Here is a 23,943-nt window from a genome sequence, read left to right on the forward strand (position 1 = left end):
CCGCGTGCGGTCGACGAGAGGGGGACGGGTGGGGGCGGACGAACTCCTGGTGCAGGTGGCCGGAGGGGACCAGAAGGCCTTCGAGGAGCTCTACGGACTGGTGTCCGGGCCCGTGTTCGGACTGGTGCGCCGCGTGGTGCGCGACCCGGCGCAGTCCGAGGAGGTGTCCCAGGAGGTGCTGCTCGAACTGTGGCGCTCCGCCGCCCGCTTCGATCCTCGTCGCGGCAGCGCTCTCTCCTGGGTGCTCACCCTCGCCCACCGCCGGGCCGTCGACCGGGTGCGCAGCGCCCGCGCGGCCGTCGACCGCGAGCAGCGCGAGGCCCGACGTTCCCACAACCCGGCCTTCGACCAGGTGACCGAGGAGGTCGAGGCAGGCCTGGAACGCCAGTTGGTGCGCCGCTGCCTGGACCGGCTCACCGCCCTGCAACGGCAGTCCGTGACCCTCGCCTATTACGACGGCTATACGTACCGTGAAGTGGCCGAGCGGCTCTCGCTGCCGCTCGGCACGGTCAAGACCCGCATGCGTGACGGACTCACCCGGCTGCGCGACTGCCTGGGAGGTGCCGTATGAGCGCCCTCGCCCGACTGTTCCGCCGGGGCGATCTCCACTCGCTCGCCGCTCCCTACGCCCTCGACGCCCTCGAACCCGACGAGCGCCGCCAGTTCGAGAAGCACCTCAAGAAGTGCGACCGCTGTGCCGAAGAGGTGCGCGCCCTGACCGAGGATGCGGTCCGGCTCGCCTGGTCCGAGGCCGCCCAGCCCCCGTTCGGCATGCGCGACCGGGTGCTGGCCGCCGTACGGAACACTCCGCAGGAACCCGGGCCGCTGCGGGAGCAGGCGCGGGGGCAGCGGGAGTACACGCCCCGGCTGCCTGCCCATGTGTGGGGCGCGGAGCCGGCGGCGTCACGCGCCCGCGCACCCCAACGGCGGCCGTTCTTCGTGCCGTTCGCCACCGCGACGGCCACCGCCGCGCTCGTCGTGGCCTCGTTGTTCGCCGTGCAGGCGAACAAGACACAGGACAAGCTGGACGCCGCACAGGCGCAGTCACGTGAGATCGCACACGTTCTCGCAGCTCCCGACGCCCGTGCGACCACCGGCGCGGACACCCAGGGCCGGAGCATCGGGGTCGTCGCCTCCGCGTCGGAGGGGCGCGCGGTCGTCACCCTGAGCGGATACGGCGCGCTGTCGAGCGGGCGCGTGCATCAACTGTGGCTGATGCGCCCCGATGTGCAACCGCGCTCCCTCGGGCTCTTCAAGGGCGACACGCCCTTGGTCGCCACCGGACTCGACAAAACTGCAACATCACTCGCAGTGACCGTCGAGCCCGACGGAGGCTCACCGCAGCCCACAACGCAGCCAGTTGTCCAACTCGCCCTGAAATCGGTTGGATTCGGAGAGTAATCGCGGAGGGGTCGTCAACGCCCTTACGGGGAAGGTGAATCCTGAGACCTCGATACACGAGTGCTCGGTTGGGGCGATAGGGTTACCCTGCCCGGGCCGGGTGGACTCGTACGGGTGGGGAGTGACATGGAACAGATAGTGCGCAGCAGGGCAAGGGTCCCTGCGATCACGTGCGGGAGCAGCGCGACGAGTTCGCGTCTCGACCGCCATCTCTCGGTGCTGGGCGGCCCTGTCGTCCCGCAGCGCGAGACGGCTGAGGCGACCTCGTTGATGCGCGAGCTGACGTCGCGTGACAGCACGCAGGAACGCAGCGCCACGGGTACGCGAGTGAGTCGGGTCAAGCTCTTCGCGCCACTGCGCAGGCTGCGCCGTTCGCTCTTCGGCGGGCGCTGAGCAACTCCTCGGCGTCCCCGGGGAGTTCCCGGGGGCCCGCGCTCAGGACGCCACACCGTCCCGGCGCAGTGCTGCGATCTCTGTGTCCGCCATCCCCACGGCACGCAGCAGCGCCACGGTGTGCTCCCCGAGCGCGGGCACGTCGCCCATCAGTGCCTCGCCTCCGCCCGGCAAGGTGATGGGCGGCAACAGCGCCCGCAGCGGCCCGACCGGCGAACCCACCTCCCGCCACCGCTCCCGGGCCGCCAACTGCGGGTGCTCCGCCACCTCTTGTACGTCCCTGAGACGCGCGCAGGCCACACCCGCGCGCTCCAGCCGCGCCACGGCCTCGTCGGCACCCAGCCCACCCAGCGCCTCGCCGACGAGGGCGTCCGTGCGTTCACGGTTCACCACCCGCGCCGCGTTCGTCGCGAAGTCCGGGTCGGTCCCCAACTCCGGTTTCTGGAGCACCTGTTCGGCCAGCCGCCGCCACTCCCGGTCGTTCTGCACCGACAGCAGTACCCGCCCGCCGTCCGCGGTGGGATAGGCGTCGTACGGCGCGATGACGGCGTGCGCAAGGCCCGTGCGCGCCGGGGGAGTTCCGCCGTGCATCGCGTGGTGCAGCGGATGCCCCATCCACTCCGCGAGCGCGTCCAGCATCGACACCTCGACCGGTCCACCGCGCCCGGTCGCACCCCGGCGCACGAGCGCCGCGAGCACACCCGAGAAGGCGTACATGGCCGCCGCGATGTCGGCCGCCGGGATGCCCGCCTTCACCGGCCGCTCCGGCGTCCCGGTCACCGACACCAGCCCCGCCTCGCACTGCACGAGCATGTCGTAGGCCCGCTTGTCGGCGTACGGGCCGCTCGGGCCGTATCCGGAGATGTCCACGGCGACCAGCCGCGGGTGCGCCGCGCACAGCGTCGCGGCGTCCAGCCCGAGCCGGGCCGCGGCCCCGTGCGCGAGGTTCTGCACGAACACGTCCGCGTCCGCGACCAGTCGCCGTACGACATCGAGACCACGCGGGTCCTTCAGGTCGAGGGCGATCGACTCCTTGCCCCGGTTGCACCACACGAAGTGCGAGGCCAGACCGCCGGCCGCGGTGTCGTAGCCGCGCGCGAAGTCACCGCCGTCGATCCGCTCGACCTTGATCACCCGGGCGCCGAGATCGGCGAGTTGCCGGGTCGCGAAGGGCGCGGCGACGGCCTGCTCGACGGCGACGACGGTGATGCCCTCCAGGGGCAGGGGTAGGGGCTCCATGCCGGGGATCATGTCCCGCGCCTGACACCCTTGTCATGTGGGGAGCATGATTCAGATGGCCGATGCACCGACCCTCGCCGCTCCCGGAGGCGCACGTGTGTGACCCGCACGATCAGCACGACCACGAGACGACGACCGCCACCGACCCGGTGATGGCGGCCTCCGCCCACACCACCGCGCCCACCTACGTCCCGCCCACGGGCCTCGCCCGGGACAGCCCCGCCAAGACGACCGCGCTGGACTGGATCAGAGAGCACACCGAGCGGATCACCGGCCTCAACTCCGAGATCTGGGACAACGCCGAACTCAGCCTGCGCGAATGGAAGTCCTCCCTCGCCCAGGCCACCTTCCTCGAACAGGCCGGATTCCAGGTCGAGTTCGGCACGGCCGGCTTCCCCACGGCTTTCACCGCAACCTTCTCCCACGGCACCGGCGGCCCCGTCCTCGGCTTCAGCGGCGAGTACGACGCGCTGCCCGGCCTCTCCCAGCACAGCGGCGTCGGCCACCACGACCCGCGCGAGTACGTCCACGACCCCTTCGCACCGGGCTACGGCCCCGGCCACGGCTGCGGCCACTGCGCCCTCGGCACGGCGGCGGCAGCGGCCGCGGCAGCAGTGGCGCGGGCCGCCGAGCGACATCAACTCCCCGTCACCGTCCGGTTCTTCGGCTCGACCGCCGAGGAGAACCTGATCGGCAAGACGTACGCCGTCAGCCAGGGCGTCTACGACGGCCTCGACGCCTTCCTCGACTGGCACCCCTCGACGTCCAACGCCACCGGCTGGCGCACCAGCACCGCGATGACGGCGGTGACCTTCACCTTCCTGGGCGTGGCCGGGCACGGCGGCCATCCCCTCGGGAACAAGAGCGCGTTGGACGCCGCCGTGATGATGGCGACCCTCTCCGAGTTCCTGCGCGAGGAGAACCTCGCGCCGAGCGGACGCCTCCACTGGGTGATCAACAACGGCGGTGACATCCCGAACGTCACGCCCGAGATCGCGGAGATCAGTTACTACGTCCGCGAGGGCAGCCCCGCCCGTGTGCAGGTCCTCCTCGACAAGGTGATCGCCGTCTCCGAGGCGGCGGCAAAGGCCTCGCAGACTTCGGTACGGCACCGCATCACCGCCGCCTGCTGGAGCCAACTCCCCTCCAGGGCCTTCGCGGAGCTGATGTACGACAACATGCGGCACCTCGGCCCGCCCGAATTCACCGACGAGGCGCAGCAGTTGGCGCGGGAACTGCAGGAGTCGCTCGGGCTGCCGCAGCAGGGCATGCACACCGAGATCGCCGAACTCACCCCGCCCAACCCGGTGTTCCTCGGCGGCGGCTCGACCGATGTCGCCGACATCAGCTGGAACGTGCCGACCGTCTCGATGGGCGCCGCCCTCGCCCCGATCGGCACCAAGCTGCACACCTGGGCCCTCACGTCCTGCGCGGCGGCGGCTCCAGGTCAAGCGGCTCTCATCGCCGCCGCCCGGTATCTCACCGCGACGGCCATCGACCTGCTCACCCAGCCGGAACAACTCAGGGCGATCAAGGACGAGTTCAAGCGGCGTACGGAGGGCGTCACCTGGCGGACGGCCCTGCCCGACGGCTACGAACCGCCCATGTACGAACCGCCGGAGTGGTTCCTGGAGCGGACCGGCCAGAGCTGGCCGCCGGACAACATCACCTGGCCGCCGGAGCGGGTGGTGTCGCAGGAGAAGTTCTCCTCACTCGGCCCCGAACTCGCCCCTCAGGAGTAGGAGTTCACCGCTCGCCGCGCGCATACCGGCGCACCGCGAGCGGCGCGAACACGGCGATCAGCGTGGCGCACCACGCCAGCGACCCGGCGATCGGATGGGCCACAGGCCAGGCGGCGCCCTCGGGCACGGGCGAGTTGCCGAACAGGTACCGCAGGGCCGTGGTCACCGCGCTGATCGGGTTCCACTCGGCCAACGTGCGCAGCCAGCCCGGCAGTCGGTCGGTCGGGATGTACGCGTTGGACAGCAGCGGCAGCATGAAGGTCGCGCTGCCGAGCTGACCGGCCGCCTCCTCGCTGCGGGAGGCGAGCCCGAGCAGGATGCCGACCCAGGCGCAGGCGAACCGGAACAGCAGCAACAGGCCCACGGCAGCGGTGGCTTGGAGCGCCGACCCCTCGATCCGCCAGCCCACCGCGAGGCCGACCAGCAGGAACGGCACGGTCCCGGCCGCCGTGACGACCAGATCGGCGGAGGCCTGTCCGAGGGGTACGGCCGCCCGGCTCATCGGCAGGGTGCGGAAGCGGTCCGTGACACCCCGGTGCGAGTCCTGGGCGGCCTGGAACATGCCCGTCATGATCCCGTTGGCGGCGGTCGCGACCAGCAACCCGGGGACGAGATAGGAGCGGTACACGTCCCCCGGCATCGCGAGCGCGCTCCCGAAGACGTACCCGAAGAACAGCAGCATCGTGATCGGCATGGTCTGGGTGAGGATCGCCAGTGCCGGGTTGTTCCGCACCCGCCGCAGCTGCCGGCCGAGCATCGCGGTGCCGTCGTACGCCAACGCGCTCATGCCACAGCCTCCTTACGGTCCGTCAGCCGGAGGAACACGTCCTCGAGCGTCGGCGGTCGCATGCTCGCGTCGAGCAACGGCACCCCCGCCGCGTCGAGTTCGCGGACGAGCCGGGGGAGGGTGAGCGTCGGATCGCCGGTGACCGCGCCGACGGCGTTCCGCTCGGGTTCGAACGACGGCTCGGCGCCGGTGAGTTGGTCCAGGACTGCGGCCGCCTTCGCCAGGGCGTCCGCGTGCGCGACGACGACCTCGGCGTACGTACCGATGAGTGCCTTCAGTTGGGCCGGTGAACCGCTGTGCGCGACCCGTCCCCGGTCCACCAGGGCGATGTCGTCGGCGAGTTGGTCGGCCTCCTCCAGGTACTGCGTGGTCAGCAGCACGGTCGTGCCCTCCCTCTTCAGATCCCGTACGGCGTCCCAGATCCGGTTCCGGCTGGCCGGGTCGAGGCCGGTCGTCGGTTCGTCGAGGAACAGCACGTCGGGGCGTCGTATGAGACTCGCCGCGAGGTCGAGGCGGCGGCGCATCCCGCCGGAGTATGTCGACGCGGGACGGTCCGCGGCCTCCGTCAGGCCGAAGCGGTCCAGCAGTTCGTCGGCCCGCTCGGCCGGACCCCGCACCCGGTGCAGCCGCGCGAACAGGCGCAGGTTCTGCCGGCCGGTGAGGTCGCCGTCGACCGACGCGTACTGCCCGGTGACGCCGATCCGGCGCCGGACGGCCGAAGCCTCCCGGACCAAATCGTGGCCGGCGATCCGCGCGGAACCCGCGTCGGGGCGCAGCAGTGTGGTGAGCAGCCGGACGGCCGTGGTCTTGCCCGCGCCGTTCGGCCCGAGGACTCCGCAGACCGTGCCCTCGGCCACCGCCAGGTCCAGCCCGCGCACGGCGTGCACGGCGCCGAAGCGCTTCTCCAGACCTTCACTAAGTACAGCGTACGTAGTAGTCATGGGGTGACCATAGCGCACTACGTACGCTGTACGTAACTAGGATGGTGGCCGAGGTGATGATCGATGGCGGACCGAGCGGCCGTACCCGAAGTGATCTGGGCGCGCCCGGAGCGTGCGGGGCGGGGGCCGAAGCCGGCGTTCCGTCGCGCGGACATCGCGGCGGCGGCCGTGCGGATCGCCGACGGTGGAGGGCTGGACGCGGTGTCCATGCGGCATGTCGCGGCCGAGCTGGGGTGCGGCACCATGTCGCTGTACAACTACGTCCCCCGCAAGGAGGACCTGTACGAGCTGATGGTTGACGCGGTCAGTGGCGAGCACGAGGAGTGGGAGCCGTCGGGGGACTGGCGGGCGGACATGGTGCGGGTCGCGCATCAGACGCGGACGTTGATGCATCGGCATCCCTGGCTGCCTCGGCTGATGTCACCGGTGTACGGGTTCAGTCCGAATGCCCTGCGGTATCTGGAGCACTGCCTCGCCTGTCTCGATGGGGTCGAGGCGTCCTACGGCACGAAGATGCAGCTCGTCGGGCTGCTCAACGGGGTTGTGACGATGTATGTGACCAATGAGCTGGCGACTGCTGAGCGGTCTCGGTCGTTGCCGTGGTCCGAGGAGCAGGAGAACGCGGTGCGGATCGCGTACTTGGGGAGTCAGATCGCGGGTGGGGCTTATCCGCGGATGGCTGCGGCGTTCATGGAGGATCCGGGGCCTATTGATCTGGACGCGGTGTTTGACATGGCGTTGGGGAAGGTGTTGGATGCGTTTGCGCCGCGGGGCGCAGGGTTGTAGGCGTGTGCGGGCGCGTTGGGGCTGGTCGCGCAGTTCCCCGCGCCCCTTAGGTATCTCAGATGAGCGCGAACTGGCCTTCTGGGCCTTCCTCGTGGTGGTCCAGAACCGATGCGGGGCGGCGTGCTGAATCCGGTGCCGGTAGGACGCCCGCCTTGCGCAGCTCCGCCACCGTGATCCGGTCCGTCACCTCCAACTCCTCCTGCTGTGGCCTCAGTTCCGCCAGCAGTGCCAGGACGGTGATCAGCTCCAAGAGCTCCGACGTCCATGTCTGCTGCCAGGTCCCCGGGCGGATCGCCGCCAGCGTGCCCGGCTCCGCTTCCGCCGTTCGGGATGTGAACCACTGCTCCAGTACCCGTACTCCGCTCACCGCGAAGTCCCAGGACTCGGGCGGTACGGGGGAGATGCGGCCCTCGTCGAGGTGGAGGGTCTCCTCGTCGCGGTCGTAGTGGAGGGTGAGGGGGAGGGACGGCAACGGGGCGCGGACGTAGGGGCGCCGGCCGCCGGGGAGTTTGGGGCGGTCGCCGTTGCGGCGCATCAGCCACAGGATGCGGTGGCCCAACTCGACTCCGCGCGCCCAGAGTTCGGGGTCCTGGGTCAGGGGTACGGCCGGTCCGGGGCGGGCCGTCGTCACCGTCCAGGCGAGGACGTCCGCCGGGGTGGGGGAGTGGCCGAAGTGGCCGGCGAGGTGGTCCAACAGGCCCGGTGCCAGGTTCGGTTCCTCGGCGCCGGGGCGTCGGTAGAGCGGGCGGACGCGGCCGGGGCGGAGCAGGGGGAGGATCGTGGACGCGAGCAGCAGCGGGCCGGAGGTGCCGGGGACACCCGGAGTCTCCACCACGAAGATCTGGTGCTCGTCGGCCACCCGCCACAACTCCGGTCGGGCCACGTCGATCAGGCGGTGGTCGGGGATCAGCCACTGCTCGTCGAAGGGGGCATGCAGGACGCGGACCGGGTCCGGGCAGGGGCCCGTGGCGCGGATCAGTTTCTCCGTGCCGCTGGGCTGACCCGGGAGCTGGGGCACCGCCGAGTGCAGGGTGCGTGAGCGGGTCGGCTCGAACAGGGCTTCCCGGTCGGCGACTTCGGCCTTGACGAGGGCGTCCCAGCGGGCTTTCAGGGTTGCCGCGTCAGGTGCCGTCGGCCACCCCCGGCCGAGCCGGATCGGTGCGACGGACCACGGCATGAGGTCCGCGAGCAGCGGAGCGTCGTCGTGCGTCACGTTCGGCATCGTACGACCTGCCTATGACTGCCGGGTCAGGTGTAGCGCCCTTTAGGGGCGCGGGGAACTGCGCGACCAGCCCCCACCGGACCCGCAGACGAAGCACAACCCACCCAGCGGAGCGTTCACGCGTCGAGCGTCACCGAAAAGGAGAAACGGTCCCCCCGGTAGTGAATGACCGCCACATCCAACACCCTGCCCTGTGTGTCATAGGTGATGCCCGTGTAGTGGAGGATCGGGCTGAGGAGCGGTACTTGGAGGAGGCGCGCGGTCTCCGGGTCGGCGAGGCGGGCCTCCACCGTGTCCGTGATGCGGCTGATGTCCGCGCCGACGACATCGCGCAGCACCTTGGTCATCGGCCAGCGGATCAGGTCGTCCGGGTCGAGGCGGGCGGCCAGTTCGGGGCGGATGTGGTTGCGGGCGTGGTTCGTCGGTTCGCCGGTCTTCTCGTCGCTGCGGAGGCGGTGATACGCCGCCAGCTCCGTCAAGTCCGGGAAGTACTCGGCGAGTTCGGGGGGCACGGGCACCTTGCCGTGGTCGAGGAGTTCAGTCGTCATGCCGGACTGCTGGGCCACGATCGCGTCCACCGAGCCCAACAGCCGTACCGGCGTGGCCCGGTGGGCGTCCGGTTCGATGAACGTGCCGCGTCGGCGGTGCCGGGTGATCAGCCCCTCGTCCTCCAGCTCCTTCAGCGCCTGCCGCATGGTGAGCACGCTGACGCCGTAGTGCCCCGCGAGTTGCTCCTCCGTGGGCAGCCGGAGCGGGTCCCGGGGCGAGCGGCCGAGTATCGAGGCGCGCAGTGACTGCGACACCTGGTACCAGAGCGGCAGCTTGCGGTTCAGGACGATCGAGTCCGGGGCGAAGGAGGTCACGGGGCCATCCGTACCGGTAGGGAATCTTCAGTGCAAGGGGTCGAAGTGCCGCTGCAGGCCTCGCCAGACGTCGTCGTAGCCGTGCTGGAGGTGCTCGGCGGTCGCCGCCTGGGCCGTCGCCGTCACCGGCCACCGTGTCTCGAACATGAACGCCAGCCCGTCGTCGACCTTCTGCGGTCGCAGCTCGGCGGCGCTGGCACGGTCGAAGGTCTCACGGTCCGGCCCGTGCGCCGACATCATGTTGTGCAGCGAGCCGCCCCCGGGCACGAATCCCTCGGCCTTCGCGTCGTAGGCGCCTTCGATCAGGCCCATGTACTCGCTCATCACGTTCCGGTGGAAGTACGGCGGCCGGAACGTGTCCTCGCCCACCAGCCAGCGCGGGGCGAACACGACGAAGTCCACGCCGGCCAGGCCCGGAGTGTCCGAGGGGGACGTCAGCACCGTGAAGATCGACGGGTCGGGATGGTCGTACGAGATGGAGCCGAGCACATTGAACCGGCGCAGGTCATAGGCGTACGGCACATGGTTGCCGTGCCAGGCGACGACGTCGAGGGGCGAGTGGTCGTAGGTCGCCGTCCAGAGGTTGCCGCAGAACTTGTTCACCACCTCGACCGGGCCCTCCACGTCCTCGTACGCGGCGACCGGTGCCCGGAAGTCCCGGGCGTTGGCGAGTCCGTTGGCGCCGATCGGGCCGAGGTCGGGGAGTTGGAAGGGCGCCCCATAGTTCTCGCACACATATCCGCGGGCTGTCGGGCTCTGCCCGCCATCGGCCGCATCCAGCAGCTCCACACGGAAGCGCACCCCACGAGGGATCAACGCCACATGTCCCGGCTCCACATGGAGGAGCCCGAACTCCGTGCGCAGCAGCAGCCCGCCGCGTTCCGGGACGATCAGCAGCTCGCCGTCCGCGTCGCTGAAGACCCGGTCCATCGAGGAGTCGGCGTGGTACAGGTGCACGGCCATGCCGGTGCGCTGGGTCGCGTCGCCGTTGCCGCCCAGGGTCCACAGGCCGGCCAGGAAGTCGGTGCCGGGCGCGGGGGCGGGCAATGGGTTCCAGCGCAGCCGGTTCGGGTCGGGCACCGACTCGGTGAAGGGTGCCGTACGGATGCCGCCGTTGTCCGTGCGGGTGAACGCCGGGTGCGCGGCCGAGGGGCGGATGCGGTACAGCCATGAGCGGCGGTTGTGCGCCCTCGGCTCGGTGAACGCCGTACCGCTGAGCTGCTCGGCGTAGAGGCCGAGCGGTGCGCGCTGCGGGGCGTTGCGGCCCTCGGGCAGGGCGCCCGGCACCGCCTCCGAGCTGTGTTCGTTGCCGAAACCCGTGAGGTGGGTCAGCCCCTCGGCGGTCTTGCGGAGGTCCCCGCTCATCTCTGCTCCTCGCCCTCTGCGCCGGCTGATTCCTATGTATCACCGTAGGATTGCGGTTTCGCGGGCGCAAGGGGACGACGGGAGGCGGCCGAAAATCCGACCTCCGGAGGTGAAGAACCCGCCTCAAGGGGGATCCGGCTGTCAGACCGGTGTTCTAGTCTCCCCGGCATGTCGTGGTCGCGCGCACTTCTCACCGCGCTCGCGGTCTGTGCCCTGCTGTTGGCCGGATCGGCGGGCTGCGATTCCGGCGATGCCCAGGGGCACAAGGGGGACGGGGTGTCGCCGTCGCCCGTGGGCAAGGTGCTCGACGACACCGACGAGCAGGGCCGGCACTACCGCGAAGTGGGCAAGAAGGGCGCCCCGGAGGTCGGCATCGAGGTGGAGCCCGACGCCGCCGACGACAGCTGGGACGTCACGCTGACCGTCCACGACTTCCGCTTCTCGCCCGCCGGCGTGAAGCCGGTCGCGGTCGCGGGCCGTGGCACGGTCCGCCTCCTGGTGGACGGCCGCACCGTCGCGCGGCTCCGCGTCCCCGAGTACCGCCTCGCGTCCGACCTCGTCCCGCACGGCACCCACCACGTCACCGCCCGCCTCTACGCCGACGACGGCACCGTGTGGGCCGTACACGGCAAACCGATCGAGAGTACGGCGGACATCACGGCGTCGGCGGCACAGGCCACGCCGGACGGTGACAAGGCCCTTCGGTCCGCACCGGCGCAGGGGGCGAAATGAGTGCTACGGACACCCAATTCCGTACTCAGGTGCGAGCTTCACCTGACCGCGGCGGAAAGGCATTATGAGGCCCGTGCCCCACACGACATCGCTCCGGCGTGCGCCCGTGCAGCGGCGCAGTGCCGAACGGCTGACCAGGATTCTCGACGCCTGCGCCGACCTGCTCGACGAGGTCGGCTACGACGCGCTGAGCACCCGGGCGGTGGCCCTGCGCGCGGGTGTTCCCATCGGCTCGGTCTACCGTTTCTTCGGCAACAAGCGCGCGATGGCCGACGCCCTGGCCCAGCGCAACCTGGAGCGCTACACGGAGCGGGTGACCGAGCGCCTCAAGGGGACCGGTGCGGAAGGCTGGCGGGCGGCGGTGGACGCCGTCCTGGACGAGTACCTCGCCATGAAACGCACCGCGCCCGGCTTCTCCCTCGTCGACTTCGGCAACCAGATCCCCATCGGCTCGGGCCACGCGGAACCCAACACCCGCGTCGCCGACCGCCTCACCGACCTCCTCTCCGGCTACCTCGCCCGCGAGCCCGACGAGGACCTCCGCCGCACGTTCCTGATCGCCGTGGAGACCGCCGACGCGCTCGTCCACCTGGCGTTCCGGGTCTCGCCGGAGGGCGACGAGAAGGTCATCGGGGAGACGCGGGAACTGCTGCGGGCGTATCTGGCACGGGTGCTCGACTGACCGGCTGCCCGGCCTCCGCGATCCGCGGGTTTCCGACCTCACCCCCGCCACCCCTCGCCACCGTCCATACCGCTCGGTATGCTCGCCGCCAAGAGGCAATGTCGCCCCCAGGAGGCCCCGTGTCCCGCACCGCCCTGCGCATCTGCCCCCTGTGCGAAGCCACCTGCGGGCTGACCCTCACCATCGAGGGCACCCGGGTGACCGGCGCCCGAGGCGATCGCGACGACGTGTTCAGCCGGGGGTTCATCTGCCCCAAGGGCGCCTCCTTCGGGGCCGTCGACGGCGACCCCGACCGGCTGCGCGGCCCGCTCGTGCGCCGGGACGGCGAGCTGCGCGAGGCCACCTGGGAGGAGGCGTTCGACGCGGTCGCGGCAGGACTGCGCCCGGTCGTCGAGCGCTACGGCCCGAACGCCGTCGGCGTCGTCCTCGGCAACCCCAACGTGCACACCATGGCCGGCGCCCTCTACCCGACGGTCCTGCTCGGCGCCCTCGGCACCCGCAGCGTCTTCACCGCGTCCACGGTCGACCAGATGCCCAAGCACGTCTCCTGCGGACTGCTCTACGGCGACGCCAACGCGATCCCGGTACCCGACCTCGACCGCACCGACCACCTGCTCCTCATCGGCGCCAACCCCCTTGAGTCCAACGGGAGTCTGTGCACCGCCCCCGACTTCCCCGGCAAGCTCAAGGCGCTCAAGGCCCGCGGCGGCACCCTCACCGTCATCGACCCCCGCCGCACCCGCACCGCCAAGCTCGCCGACCGGCACATCGCGGTCCGCCCCGGCACCGACGCCCTGCTGCTCGCGGCGATGACCTACGTCCTCTACGACGAACACCTCGTGGAGCTGGGGGAGTTGGCCCCGCATGTGCAGGGAGTCGAGGAACTCCGGGCTGCTGTAAGGGACTTCACCCCGGAGGCCGTAGCCGGCGCCTGTGACGTGGACGCCGACGAGATCCGTACCCTCGCCCGCGAACTGGCCGCCGCCCCAACTGCCGCCGTGTACGGCCGTATCGGCAGCTGCACCGTCCCGCACGGCACCCTGGCCAGCTGGCTCGTCGACGTCCTCAACATCCTCACCGGCAACCTCGATCGGCCCGGCGGCGCCCTCTTCCCGCAGGCCGCCACCGACCGGACACCCCGGCCCGCCGGACCAGGGCACGGCTTCGCGCTCGGGCGCTGGCACTCGCGAGTGAGTCAATACCCGGAGGCCAAGGGCGAGTTGCCGCTCTCCGCGCTCGCCGAGGAGATCGACACCGCGACCGCCGAGGGCGAACCGATCCGCGCGCTGATCGCCGTGGCCGCCAACCCCGTGCTCTCCGCACCGGACGGCGCCCGCCTCGACAAGGCCCTGGACTCACTGGACTTCATGGTGAGCGTCGACCCGTACCTCAACGAGACCGCGCGCCACGCCGACGTGGTGCTGCCGCCGCCCCCGCCCTCCCAAAGCCCGCACCACGACTTCGCGTTCAACACCCTCGCCGTCCGCAACCAGGTCCGCTACACGCGCCCCGCGATCCCGCTGGAGCCCGGCCGGATGGCCGAGACCGAGATCTTCGCCCGGCTGATCCTCGCCGCGACCGGCATGCACGGCGCCGACCCGGCCGCCGTCGACACGATGGTCGTCGACCAGACCCTCGGCAAGGCCGTCAAGGACCCCAACTCGCCCGTCCACGGCCGCGATCCGCGCGAGATCGCCGCACAGCTCGCTGGTGAGACCGGTCCCGAGCGACGGCTGGACATGATGCTGCGCCTCGGTCCCTACGGCGACGGCTTCGGCGTACGACCCGACGGGCTGTCGTTGGAGAAACTGCTCGCGCACCCGCACGGCATCGACCTGGGCCCGCTCGCCTCCCGGCTGCCGCAGCCGTTGAAGACGCGGAGCGGCAAGGTCGAGCTGCTGCCGCAGCCGATCGTCGACGACCTGCCCCGGCTCCGGCAGGCGATGGGCGACCGGGCCGACGGGCTCGTGCTCGTCGGTCGCCGTCATCTGCGGTCCAACAACAGCTGGATGCACAACGTGCCCGCCCTCACCGGCGGCACCAACCGCTGCACGCTCCACATCCACCCCGAGGACGCGGAGCGTCTCGGCGTGACCGACGGCGCGCAGGTCCGGGTGAAGGGTGCCGGGGGAGAGGTGACCGCCCCCGCCGAGATCACGGACGCCCTGCGCCGGGGTGTGGTGAGCCTCCCGCACGGCTGGGGCCACGACCGTCCCGGCACCCGGCTCAGCCACGCCGCCACCGACCCGGGCGTCAACGTGAACCAGCTCCTCGACGGCAGTCTCCTCGACCCGCTGTCGGGCAACGCGGTGCTCAATGGAGTGCCCGTGGAGGTCGCCGCGCTCAGCGCACCGCTGTGACCTGGAGTTTTGCGCTTATTGCTCGCGCGTCAACATCTTGTTAACGCAGCTTTGCGCGACCTAACGTCATCGCACTGCCGCTCCTGGTGGGAGTTCAAAGGCGAACGTTAGGTGTTCCACTCATGCTGACCATCCTCGGCTTCACCATGATCGCGACCTTCCTGGTCCTGATCATGCTGAAGAAGATGTCGCCGATCGCGGCACTCGTCCTGATACCGGCGCTGTTCTGCGTCTTCGTCGGAAAGGGCGCCAAGCTCGGCGACTACGTCATCGACGGCGTCACCAGCCTCGCGCCCACCGCGGCGATGCTCATGTTCGCGATCGTCTACTTCGGTGTGATGATCGACGTGGGTCTCTTCGACCCGATCGTCCGAGGCATCCTCAAGTTCTGCAAGGCCGACCCCCTGCGCATCGTGGTCGGCACCGCGGTCCTCGCCGCGATCGTCTCCCTGGACGGCGACGGCTCGACCACCTTCATGATCACGGTCTCGGCGATGTACCCGCTGTACAAACGCCTGAAGATGAGCCTGGTCGTGATGACCGGTGTCGCCGCGATGGCCAACGGCGTGATGAACACGCTCCCTTGGGGCGGCCCGACCGCCCGCGCCGCGACCGCCCTCAAGCTCAACGCCAGCGACATCTTCGTCCCGATGATCCCGGCGCTCGCCGTGGGCCTGCTGGGTGTCTTCGTCCTCGCCTACGTCCTCGGCCGCCGCGAGCGCAAGCGGCTCGGCGTGCTGACGCTGGACGAGGTGCTGGTGGAGGAGCCCGCCGAGTCGGAGACGGTTCTCGTGGGCGCCGGCACGGGCAAGGGCGCGGAAAAGGGTGTCGCCAACTCCCCCAAGACCACCGGCGGTTCGGGCTCCGGCACGGACGCCGACGCCGACGCCGAACTGCCCGACGAGGACGACGGGTTCCGGGGCCTCGACCCGAACCGCGCCACCCTGCGCCCCAAGCTCTACTGGTTCAACGCGCTGCTCACCGTCACGCTGCTCACCGCCATGATCATGGAGTGGCTGCCGATCCCGGTCCTCTTCCTGCTCGGCGCCGCACTCGCCCTGACCGTCAACTTCCCCCACATGCCCGACCAGAAGGCCCGCCTCGGCGCCCACGCGGAGAACGTCCTCAACGTCTCCGGCATGGTCTTCGCCGCCGCCGTCTTCACCGGCGTCCTCCAAGGCACCGGCATGGTCGACCACATGGCGACCTGGCTGGTCGACAACATCCCCGACGGCATGGGCCCGCACATGGCCTTCGTCACCGGCGTGCTCAGCATCCCGCTCACGTACTTCATGTCGAACGACGGCTTCTACTTCGGCATCCTCCCCGTGCTCGCCGAGGCCGGCCAGGCCCACGGTGTCTCCTCCCTGGAGATCGCCCGCGCCTCCCTCGTCGGCCAGCCGCTGCACATGTCGAGCCCGCTCGTGCCCGCCGTGTACGTCCTGGTCGGCATGGCCAAGGTCGAGTTCGGCGACCACACCAGGTTCGTGGTCAAGTGGGCGGCCCTGACATCGCTCGTCGTCCTCGGGGCAGGAATCCTCTTCGGCATCATCTGATCCGCATCGCCTGACCCGGCATCATCCGACCGACGGGACAAGGGACTTCACCATGGCGCCCGGCAGGAACCGCGGCTGGCTGCTCCGCCTCGTCATCGCCTTCAGCTTCACGCAGGGGGCGGTGTCGATGGCCCGCCCCGCCGTCTCCTACCGGGCCCTCGCCCTCGGCGCCGACGAGCGGGCGATCGGCGTCATCGCCGGCGTGTACGCGCTGCTCCCGCTGTTCGCCGCCGTACCGCTCGGCCGCCGCACCGACCACGGCCGCTGCGCACCCCTGCTGCCCGTCGGCGTGATCCTGATCTCCGGCGGCTGCGCACTGAGCGGACTCGCCAACTCCCTCTGGGCGATGGCCATGTGGAGCGGGGTGATGGGCCTGGGCCACCTCTGCTTCGTGATCGGCGCCCAGTCACTGGTCGCCCGCCAGTCCGCCCCGCACGAACAGGACCGCAACTTCGGCCACTTCACCATCGGCGCCTCCCTTGGCCAACTCATCGGCCCCATCGCCGCGGGCGCCCTGATCGGCGGCTCCGACATGGCCGGCACCAGCGCGCTCGCCCTGCTCGTCGCGGGCGCGGGCGCCGCCGTCTCGTTCACGTCCTTGTGGCGCATCGAGGACCGTACGACCGTCAAGTCCCGTACGGAACAAGGCGACCGCGTGCCCATGCGGAGCATCCTGGGCGCCCGGGGCGTACCCGCGGGCATCTTCATCAGCCTCTCGGTGCTGTCCGCGACCGACATCCTCACCGCGTACCTCCCGGTGGTCGGCGAGCACCGGGGCATCGCGCCCTCGGTGATCGGCGTGCTGCTCAGCATCCGCGCGGCCGCCACCATCGCCTGCCGCCTCGTCCTCACCCCGCTGCTCCAACTGCTGGGCAGGGCCGCGCTGTTGACGGCGACCTGCCTCCTGGCGGGCGTACTGTGCGCGGGCATCGCCCTCCCGCTCCCGGTCTGGGTCATCGGCCTGATGCTCGCCGTCCTCGGCTTCTGCCTGGGCGTCGGCCAGCCCCTCTCCATGACGACGGTCGTGCAGGCCGCCCCCGACGACGCCCGCTCCACCGCCCTCGCCCTGCGGCTCACCGGCAACCGCCTCGGCCAGGTCGCCGCGCCCGCCGCCGCGGGCCTCGTCGCCGGAGTCGCGGGCGTGGCCGCGCCGTTCGTGATGCTCGGCGCGCTGCTGGTGCTCTCGGCGGGGGTCGCGCTGCGGTCGCCGGGTGGTGCCGCCCGGGAGCGGACGGCGCCCGGCGGTGTGCGGCGCGGACGGCCGTCTTTGAGCCGGAAGGGCGATATCTAGCGATATCTGACGGCGCGTACGGCGCTGCGCGCGCGTTCGCCGGGGCGAATGTGAAAGGGAATCAGGTTGAAGAGGAATTCGTACGATAATCACCTGATTCGGAGGGCTGTTCATGCCGACCTCATTCCTGCCCCGACGAGCCGCCGCCTGGACGGTCCTCGCCGCCGCGGCGACCGTCGCCTTCGGTGCGCCCGTCGCCGTCGCCGCCCCCGGTGACAACGGAGACGTCAAGATCCACGAGGTGGGCACGGCCTTCACCGACGAGCGCAATCAGCCGAAGGTCTGCGACTTCTACCTCGACGCGTTCAACTTCGACACGGTCCAACAGGTCACCTGGTCCATCGAGACCCAGCCGCCCGTCCTGGGCGGCGCGACCCGTTCCGGCTCCATCACGCTCACGACCGGCACCGGCCACACGATGCCCGTCGCGACGCTGCCGAACGGAATGTACAAGCTGACCTGGAACTTCGTCGGCGAGAACGGCGCGGGCAAGCACAAGGTCTTCCGGGTCGACTGCCCGACGCCGCCGCCCGGCGGAGGAACCGGCGGCGGGACAGGCGGAGGCACCGGCGGTCCCGGCGGAGGCCCAGGCGGTCCCAACGGCGGTCCCCCCGCCGGTGGCGGCGGGCTGGCCCGGGACGCGGCCCTGTCCCCGCTCGCGGGCGCCGCCGCGGTGGGCCTCACCGCGGTCGGCGGGGTGGTCTGGTTCCGGCTGCGCCGCCGTCCCCATGGCGCGTCCTGAGCGGATGCGATGAACTCCAGCGCCGCCCCGCGCCCCACAGGGGCGCGGGGCGCTGACACCATGCGCCTGCGCCAAGGGCCGCGACCGGCGGCGGACGGCCGACGGGCCGCTGACACCGTGCGCCTGCGACCGGGCGCGGACGGCCGACGGGCCGCTGACACCCTGCGCCCCCGCCACTTGCCCCGCCCGACAACCGACGGCTGGCAGGCCGCTGGTCGCACCTCCCGCGAGGCACCCGGCCGCACCACCACCGGCGTGGTGCGGCGCCGCCCGCCCTGGTACCGGACGCGCGCCTACCGGCTCACGCGGACCCTCGTGCTGACCGTCGCGCTGATGGTCGGCGGTGCCCGGTGCGCCGGAGGCGCGGATGCCTCCGGTTCGGCTCGGGCGGGTTCGTCGGTCACGAATGCCTCCGGCCCGGCCGAGACGGTTCCGTCGGCCACGGATGCCTCCGGCTCGGCCCCGGCGGCTTCGTCGGCCACGGATACTTCCGGCCAGGCCCGGGCGGCTTCGTCGACCCCGGACATCCGCATGGACGCGCGAGGCGGCCAACGGCCGTCCCCGGGACACCCCGTGGCCCGCCCCGGTCGTCAGGCGCCGCCGCCCCACCAGGCATCCCCGCCCCCGCCCCGTACCCTCCCGCGTTCCCCCGCGACCGCCCTCTCCATCCCCTACCTCGACGTCGACGCCCCGGTCATGCCCCTCCGCCTCGGCCCCGACCGCCGGATGTCCGCGCCGCCCGACGACGACCCGAAGCGGGTGGGCTGGTACGCCGACGGACCCGCCCCGGGCGAGCAGGGCACCGCCGTCGCCGTCGGCCACCTCGACACCATGACCGGTCCCGCCGTCTTCGCCGGCCTCGGCGAACTGAAGCCCGACCACTTGATCGAGGTCCGGCGCGCCGACGGCCGGACCGCCGTCTACATGGTCGACGCGGTGAAGACGTACGAGAAGGCGCACTTCCCCGACCGGGAGGTGTACGGGGCCCGTGGCCGCCCCGAGTTGCGCCTGATCACGTGTGGCGGCAGCTACGACCGCAGGACCGGCTACGCGGGCAACACCGTCGTCTTCGCCCATCTCACCGCGATCCGGGAACGCGCCCGAACCGGCTGAAGATGACCGTCCGTTTTCTCACCACCCGGACCGACACGCCCGATCCCGTCCGGTCTCTTCCCCCGGGCGCGCACATTCCGTTAACTTCCGTGACTCACAAGCCTCGTACGACCCGTACGGGGCGATCGGACCGCGGAGCACCGTCGCCCAAGTGAGCCCCCGGGGGCACTCGTCATGACACGCGCCATCTCCCTGCACGACGTGAGCAAGGCCTACACGCGAGGCGTCCGCGTGGTGGACCGGCTGTCGCTGGACATCGCGCCGGGGGAGTTCCTCGTGCTGCTCGGGCCGTCCGGGTGCGGCAAGTCGACAGTGCTGAGAATGATCGCCGGCCTGGAGGAGATCACCGAGGGCGAGTTAAGACTCGACGGCGAGTACGCCAACGAACTCGCCCCCTCCGAACGGGACATGGCGATGGTGTTCCAGAACTTCGCCCTCTACCCGAGCATGACCAGCCGCGACAACATCGGCTTCCCGCTGCGCATCGAGACCCCCGGCGAGGACCCGCGCCCCCGGGTGGACGCCACCGCCCGCATGCTGGGCATCGAGGACCTCCTGGAACGCTTCCCCAGCCAGCTCTCCGGCGGCGAACGCCAACGCGTCGCCATGGGCCGCGCCATCGCCCGCCACCCCTCGGCCTTCCTGATGGACGAACCGCTCTCCAACCTCGACGCCAAACTCCGCAACCACCTGCGCGCCGAAATCTCCTCCCTCACCCGCAAGTTGGGCGTCACCACGGTCTACGTCACCCACGACCAGGCCGAGGCCATGTCGCTGGGCGATCGCGTCGCCGTCCTGCGCGGCGGAGTCCTCCAGCAACTCGGCACCCCGCGCTCGGTGTACGCCCTGCCCCGCAACGTCTTCGTCGCCGCCTTCATCGGCACCCCGCGCATCAACCTCCTGCGCGGCCTGGTCCGGGCCCCGTTGGACGGCGCGATGACCATCAGCCTCGGCAAGCAGTACCTGCGACTGCCCGAACCCCTGTGCCTGGACCACCAGTTGCTCCGCGTCCAGCAGGGCCGCGAGGTCATCGTCGGCCTGCGCTCCGAGGCCATCCGCATCGCCAAGCCCACCGCCGCCCGTCCCGGCGAGGTGGCGATCAGCGGCCTGGTGGAGCACGTGGAGTTCCAGGGCCACGAGGTCCTCGTCCACTTCAACACCGGCTCCCGGCCCGCCGTCGTACCGGAGTTGGAGGCTCCGCGCCCCGCACGCCCGGCGCGCCGTCGCCGACGCGAGGGCAGCGTCCTGGGTCGGCTGCGGGAACGCGCGGGTGTGCTGCGCGCCGGCCCGGTGGTCGTCCTGGAAGACCCGGCGGGCGCGGACCCCGACCCCGTACCGCCCGAGGGCCGCCTCCCCGGCGACCTCGTCGTCCGCACCACCCCGGACATCGAACTCCGCCACGGCATGCACGTCCCGCTCCTCGTCGACATCGCCCACCTGTTCGTCTTCGACCACCACGGCGAACGGATCTCCCCGGCCCCGGCGCGGCTGCCCGACCTGGACGAGTGACGACCGGTACGGATAGGCGCATGAACGTGCACCTCACCCGAAACCGGGCAGCCCTCGTGATCGCCGGCCTCCTCCTGACGGCCGCGGCCCCCACCGCCTACGCCGGCTTCGGCACGGAAACCGTCCCCGTCCCCGCCTCCGCCCCGGCCTCCGCTCCCGCGCCGACGCGCGGAACGCCGTACGTCGAGACGCAACTCTTCTTCGGCACCGAGCGGCCCGACGGCGGACCGGCCGTCACCGACCGGCAGTTCATGGCCTTCGTGGACAAGGAGGTCACCCCGGACTTCCCGGACGGGCTCACCGTGCAGAGCGGGCGCGGGCAGTGGCGGGACGCGAACGGGAAGATCGAGAAGGAGCGGTCGTACGAGCTGATCCTGCTGTATCCGGTGACGGCGGCGGGTGCGAGCGACCGGAAGATCGAGGAGATCCGGCGGGCGTACGAGAAGGCCTTCGCGCAGGAGTCGGTGGGCCGGGTGGACGACCGGACCCGGGCCGATTTCTGAGCCGACCGGGCGTCCGTGACCCGAGGTGCCCATGCTCCGTGACCCGAGGTGCCCATGGCTCCGTGACCCGGAGTCCCTGGCGCCGGAAAACTAACATCGCTAGTTTGTGAGGCTGACGACGTAGTCACGCCCGGGAGGCAGCACGATGAAGGCACACGACGGCATGTACATCGACGGCGCCTGGCGCCCCGCCGCGAGCGGGGAGACCATCGACGTGGTGAACCCGGTCGACGAGCAGGTGATCGACCGGGTCCCGGCCGGTACCGCGGCCGACGTCGACACCGCCGTACGGGCCGCCCGTGCCGCCCTCCCGGGCTGGGCCGCGACCCCGCCCGCCGAACGCGCCGCCCGCCTGGGGGCGTTGAGGGACGTCCTCGTGTCCCGCAAGGACGAGATCGCCGAGACGGTCACCGCCGAACTCGGCTCCCCGCTCGCCTTCTCCCAGGCCGTCCACGCGGCCGTGCCGATCGCCGTCGCGGGTTCCTACGCCGAACTCGCCGCGACCCACGCCTTCGAGGAGAAGGTCGGCAACTCGACGGTCTACCAGGAGCCCATCGGAGTGGTCGGCGCGATCACCCCCTGGAACTATCCCCTCCACCAGATCGTCGCCAAGGTCGCCCCGGCCCTCGCCGCGGGCTGCACGGTGGTGCTGAAGCCCGCCGAAGACACCCCGCTCACCGCCCAGTTGTTCGCCGAGGCGGTCGACGAGGCGGGCATCCCGGCCGGTGTCTTCAATCTCGTCACCGGCCTCGGCCCGATCGCCGGCCAGGCCCTCGCCGAGCACCCGGGCGTCGACCTGGTCTCCTTCACCGGCTCCACGGCGGTGGGCCGCCAGATCGGCGCGACAGCGGGCGCCGCCGTCAAGAAGGTCGCCCTCGAACTCGGCGGCAAGTCCGCCAACGTCATCCTGCCGAGCGCCGACCTCGCCAAGGCCGTCAACGTCGGAGTGGCCAACGTGATGTCCAACTCCGGCCAGACCTGCAGCGCTTGGACCCGCATGCTCGTCCACCGCGACCAGTACGACGAGGCGGTCGCACTCGCCTCGACAGCCGCCGCCAAGTACGGCGACCGCATCGGCCCGGTGGTGAGCGCCAAGCAGCAGGCGAGGGTGCGGAGTTACATCGAGAAGGGCGTGGCGGAGGGCGCGAGGCTGGTGGCGGGCGGCCCTGAATCCCCGTCCGCGCAGGGCTACTTCATCAGCCCGACCGTCTTCGCCGACGTGACCCCCGACATGACGATCGCCCAGGAGGAGATCTTCGGCCCGGTCCTCTCCCTCCTCCGCTACGACGACGAGGACGACGCCGTGCGTATCGCCAACGGCACGGTCTACGGCCTGGCGGGTGCGGTGTGGGCCGGGGAGGAGGCGGAAGCGGTGGCGTTCGCGCGGAGGTTGGAGACCGGGCAGGTGGACATCAACGGCGGACGGTTCAACCCCCGTGCCCCGTTCGGGGGTTACAAGCAGTCGGGGGTGGGCCGGGAACTCGGTGCGCACGGTCTGTCCGAGTACCTCCAGACCAAGTCCCTCCAGTTCTGAGGAGTGTTCGCATGGTTCGCGCCGCCGTACTGCCCGCCGTGGGCGCTCCGCTGGAGATCACCGAGATCGACCTCCCGGACCCCGGCCCCAGCCAGGTCCGCATCCGTCTCGCCGCCGCCGGGGTCTGCCACTCCGACCTGTCCCTGACCAACGGCACGATGCGCGTGCCGGTCCCCGCGGTCCTCGGCCACGAGGGCGCGGGCACGGTAGTAGCCGTAGGGGAGGGAGTCGCCCATGTCTCACCCGGCGACGCCGTCGTCCTCAACTGGGCCCCGTCCTGCGGCACTTGCCACGCCTGCACGCTCGGCGAGGTCTGGCTCTGCGCCAACGCGCTCAACGGCGCCGCCGATGTCTACGCCCACCGCGCCTCCGACGGCAGCGACCTCCACCCCGGCCTGAACGTCGCCGCGTTCGCCGAGGAGACGGTCGTATCGGCAGCCTGCGTTCTCCCCCTCCCGGAGGGCATCCCCCTCACCGACGCGGCCCTCCTCGGCTGCGCGGTCCTCACCGGCTACGGCGCCGTGCACCACGCGGCGCAGGTACGGGAGGGCGAGACGGTCGCGGTCTTCGGTGTCGGCGGAGTAGGTCTGTCGACCCTCCAGGCGGCCCGGATCGCGGGCGCCACGAAGATCGTCGCCGTCGATGTCTCCCTGGAGAAGGAGGAGTTGGCCCGCGCGGCCGGGGCGACGGACTACGTCGTGGCCTCCGAGAACACGGCCCGGGAGATCCGCGCGCTCACCGGCAAGCAGGGGGTCGACGTGGCCGTCGAATGCGTCGGCCGGGCGGTCACCATCCGCACCGCCTGGGAGTCCACCCGCCGAGGCGGCCGCACCACGGTCGTCGGCATCGGCGGCAAGGACCAGCAGGTCACCTTCAACGCCCTCGAACTCTTCCACTGGGGACGGACGTTGAGCGGTTGCGTCTACGGCAACTCGGACCCGGCGAAGGATCTCCCGGTGCTCGCCGAACACGTCCGCGCCGGACGCCTGGACCTGGGCACGCTGGTGACGGAACGGATCGCGCTGGACGGAATTCCGGCGGCGTTCGAGAACATGGTCGCGGGGAAGGGCGGACGGGCGTTGGTGGTGTTCTGAACGGCCTTGCCCACGGAACTGGTTGGGGCTGGACGACCTGCCGTGCAACACCGCTTCGGGCTGAACGGCCTTGCCCACGGCACCGGTT

Annotated in this window: 22 protein-coding genes; 16 read left to right on the forward strand and 6 right to left on the reverse strand. The window is 71.2% G+C overall.

Features of this window, described 5'->3' with window-relative positions:
* The first annotated feature begins 28 nt into the window (after positions 1–28).
* The 3 genes from OO70_RS36815 to OO70_RS36825 all read left to right on the forward strand — a co-directional run bounded on the left by OO70_RS36815 (position 29) and on the right by OO70_RS36825 (position 1,794).
* On the forward strand, positions 29–571 hold the full coding sequence (locus OO70_RS36815) for a sigma-70 family RNA polymerase sigma factor (RefSeq protein WP_043681384.1): 543 nt from the start codon (positions 29–31) through the stop codon (positions 569–571).
* Positions 568–1,401, forward strand: coding sequence for an anti-sigma factor (locus tag OO70_RS36820; RefSeq protein ID WP_043681387.1), 834 nt, complete (start codon positions 568–570; stop codon positions 1,399–1,401). The genes OO70_RS36815 and OO70_RS36820 overlap by 4 nt, the downstream gene beginning before the upstream one ends.
* 126 nt (positions 1,402–1,527) lie before the next feature.
* Complete coding sequence (locus OO70_RS36825; protein ID WP_043681390.1) at positions 1,528–1,794, forward strand: hypothetical protein; 267 nt, start codon at positions 1,528–1,530, stop codon at positions 1,792–1,794.
* Positions 1,795–1,836: 42 nt separating this feature from the next.
* Here OO70_RS36825 and OO70_RS36830 read toward each other — a convergent pair whose 3' ends face one another.
* Positions 1,837–3,045, reverse strand: coding sequence for a CaiB/BaiF CoA transferase family protein (locus OO70_RS36830; RefSeq protein ID WP_199827482.1), 1,209 nt, complete (start codon positions 3,043–3,045; stop codon positions 1,837–1,839).
* Between the two features lie 83 nt (positions 3,046–3,128).
* Between OO70_RS36830 and OO70_RS36835 the strand changes: the two genes are divergently transcribed.
* Positions 3,129–4,775 carry an amidohydrolase gene (locus OO70_RS36835; protein ID WP_234337024.1) on the forward strand — a complete coding sequence of 549 codons (1,647 nt, stop codon included), beginning with the start codon at positions 3,129–3,131 and terminating at the stop codon, positions 4,773–4,775.
* Between the two features lie 4 nt (positions 4,776–4,779).
* Here the strand turns inward: OO70_RS36835 and OO70_RS36840 are convergent, their stop codons facing one another.
* Both OO70_RS36840 and OO70_RS36845 read right to left on the reverse strand, forming a co-directional pair.
* The gene (locus OO70_RS36840; RefSeq protein WP_043681396.1) at positions 4,780–5,562 is read right to left on the reverse strand and encodes an ABC transporter permease; all 783 of its coding nucleotides are present in this window, start codon (positions 5,560–5,562) and stop codon (positions 4,780–4,782) included.
* A complete protein-coding gene (locus OO70_RS36845) occupies positions 5,559–6,503 on the reverse strand; it encodes a daunorubicin resistance protein DrrA family ABC transporter ATP-binding protein (protein ID WP_043681399.1) in 945 nt (314 codons plus the stop codon). The genes OO70_RS36840 and OO70_RS36845 overlap by 4 nt, the downstream gene beginning before the upstream one ends.
* A gap of 63 nt (positions 6,504–6,566) precedes the next feature.
* Between OO70_RS36845 and OO70_RS36850 the strand changes: the two genes are divergently transcribed.
* Positions 6,567–7,289 carry a TetR/AcrR family transcriptional regulator gene (locus tag OO70_RS36850; protein WP_043681402.1) on the forward strand — a complete coding sequence of 241 codons (723 nt, stop codon included), beginning with the start codon at positions 6,567–6,569 and terminating at the stop codon, positions 7,287–7,289.
* Between the two features lie 55 nt (positions 7,290–7,344).
* Here OO70_RS36850 and OO70_RS36855 read toward each other — a convergent pair whose 3' ends face one another.
* From OO70_RS36855 to hmgA, 3 genes are all read right to left on the reverse strand, one after another.
* Positions 7,345–8,511 (reverse strand): type ISP restriction/modification enzyme, encoded by a 1,167-nt coding sequence (locus tag OO70_RS36855; RefSeq protein ID WP_043681405.1) that lies wholly within the window; start codon positions 8,509–8,511, stop codon positions 7,345–7,347.
* A 116-nt stretch (positions 8,512–8,627) separates the two neighbouring features.
* Entirely contained in the window at positions 8,628–9,374 is a 747-nt protein-coding gene (locus OO70_RS36860) for a GntR family transcriptional regulator (RefSeq protein WP_043681407.1), read from the reverse strand.
* A 27-nt stretch (positions 9,375–9,401) separates the two neighbouring features.
* Complete coding sequence (gene hmgA / locus OO70_RS36865) at positions 9,402–10,739, reverse strand: homogentisate 1,2-dioxygenase (protein ID WP_043681409.1); 1,338 nt, start codon at positions 10,737–10,739, stop codon at positions 9,402–9,404.
* Positions 10,740–10,907: 168 nt separating this feature from the next.
* Between hmgA and OO70_RS36870 the strand changes: the two genes are divergently transcribed.
* From OO70_RS36870 to OO70_RS36920, 11 genes are all read left to right on the forward strand, one after another.
* The gene (locus OO70_RS36870) at positions 10,908–11,471 is read left to right on the forward strand and encodes a hypothetical protein (protein ID WP_043681412.1); all 564 of its coding nucleotides are present in this window, start codon (positions 10,908–10,910) and stop codon (positions 11,469–11,471) included.
* Positions 11,472–11,535: 64 nt separating this feature from the next.
* Entirely contained in the window at positions 11,536–12,153 is a 618-nt protein-coding gene (locus tag OO70_RS36875; protein ID WP_043681415.1) for a TetR/AcrR family transcriptional regulator, read from the forward strand.
* 119 nt (positions 12,154–12,272) lie between these two features.
* Positions 12,273–14,513, forward strand: coding sequence for a molybdopterin oxidoreductase family protein (locus OO70_RS36880; RefSeq protein ID WP_043681417.1), 2,241 nt, complete (start codon positions 12,273–12,275; stop codon positions 14,511–14,513).
* An 86-nt stretch (positions 14,514–14,599) separates the two neighbouring features.
* Positions 14,600–16,069, forward strand: coding sequence for a CitMHS family transporter (locus OO70_RS36885; protein WP_324604894.1), 1,470 nt, complete (start codon positions 14,600–14,602; stop codon positions 16,067–16,069).
* A gap of 52 nt (positions 16,070–16,121) precedes the next feature.
* Positions 16,122–17,360 carry an MFS transporter gene (locus OO70_RS36890; RefSeq protein WP_043681423.1) on the forward strand — a complete coding sequence of 413 codons (1,239 nt, stop codon included), beginning with the start codon at positions 16,122–16,124 and terminating at the stop codon, positions 17,358–17,360.
* 112 nt (positions 17,361–17,472) lie between these two features.
* Positions 17,473–18,102, forward strand: coding sequence for a hypothetical protein (locus OO70_RS36895; protein WP_043681425.1), 630 nt, complete (start codon positions 17,473–17,475; stop codon positions 18,100–18,102).
* Between the two features lie 117 nt (positions 18,103–18,219).
* On the forward strand, positions 18,220–19,215 hold the full coding sequence (locus OO70_RS36900; protein WP_324604895.1) for a class F sortase: 996 nt from the start codon (positions 18,220–18,222) through the stop codon (positions 19,213–19,215).
* Positions 19,216–19,389: 174 nt separating this feature from the next.
* The gene (locus tag OO70_RS36905) at positions 19,390–20,724 is read left to right on the forward strand and encodes an ABC transporter ATP-binding protein (protein WP_043681431.1); all 1,335 of its coding nucleotides are present in this window, start codon (positions 19,390–19,392) and stop codon (positions 20,722–20,724) included.
* A gap of 20 nt (positions 20,725–20,744) precedes the next feature.
* On the forward strand, positions 20,745–21,227 hold the full coding sequence (locus tag OO70_RS36910; protein ID WP_043681439.1) for a DUF3574 domain-containing protein: 483 nt from the start codon (positions 20,745–20,747) through the stop codon (positions 21,225–21,227).
* Positions 21,228–21,372: 145 nt separating this feature from the next.
* Positions 21,373–22,761: an aldehyde dehydrogenase family protein gene (locus tag OO70_RS36915; protein ID WP_043681442.1), complete on the forward strand. Its 1,389-nt coding sequence runs from the start codon at positions 21,373–21,375 to the stop codon at positions 22,759–22,761.
* 11 nt (positions 22,762–22,772) lie between these two features.
* Positions 22,773–23,855 (forward strand): Zn-dependent alcohol dehydrogenase, encoded by a 1,083-nt coding sequence (locus tag OO70_RS36920; protein ID WP_043681445.1) that lies wholly within the window; start codon positions 22,773–22,775, stop codon positions 23,853–23,855.
* Positions 23,856–23,943: the final 88 nt, after the last annotated feature.

The organism is Streptomyces xylophagus (genome assembly GCF_000716435.1).
Taxonomy (GTDB): Bacteria; Actinomycetota; Actinomycetes; order Streptomycetales; family Streptomycetaceae; genus Streptomyces; species Streptomyces xylophagus.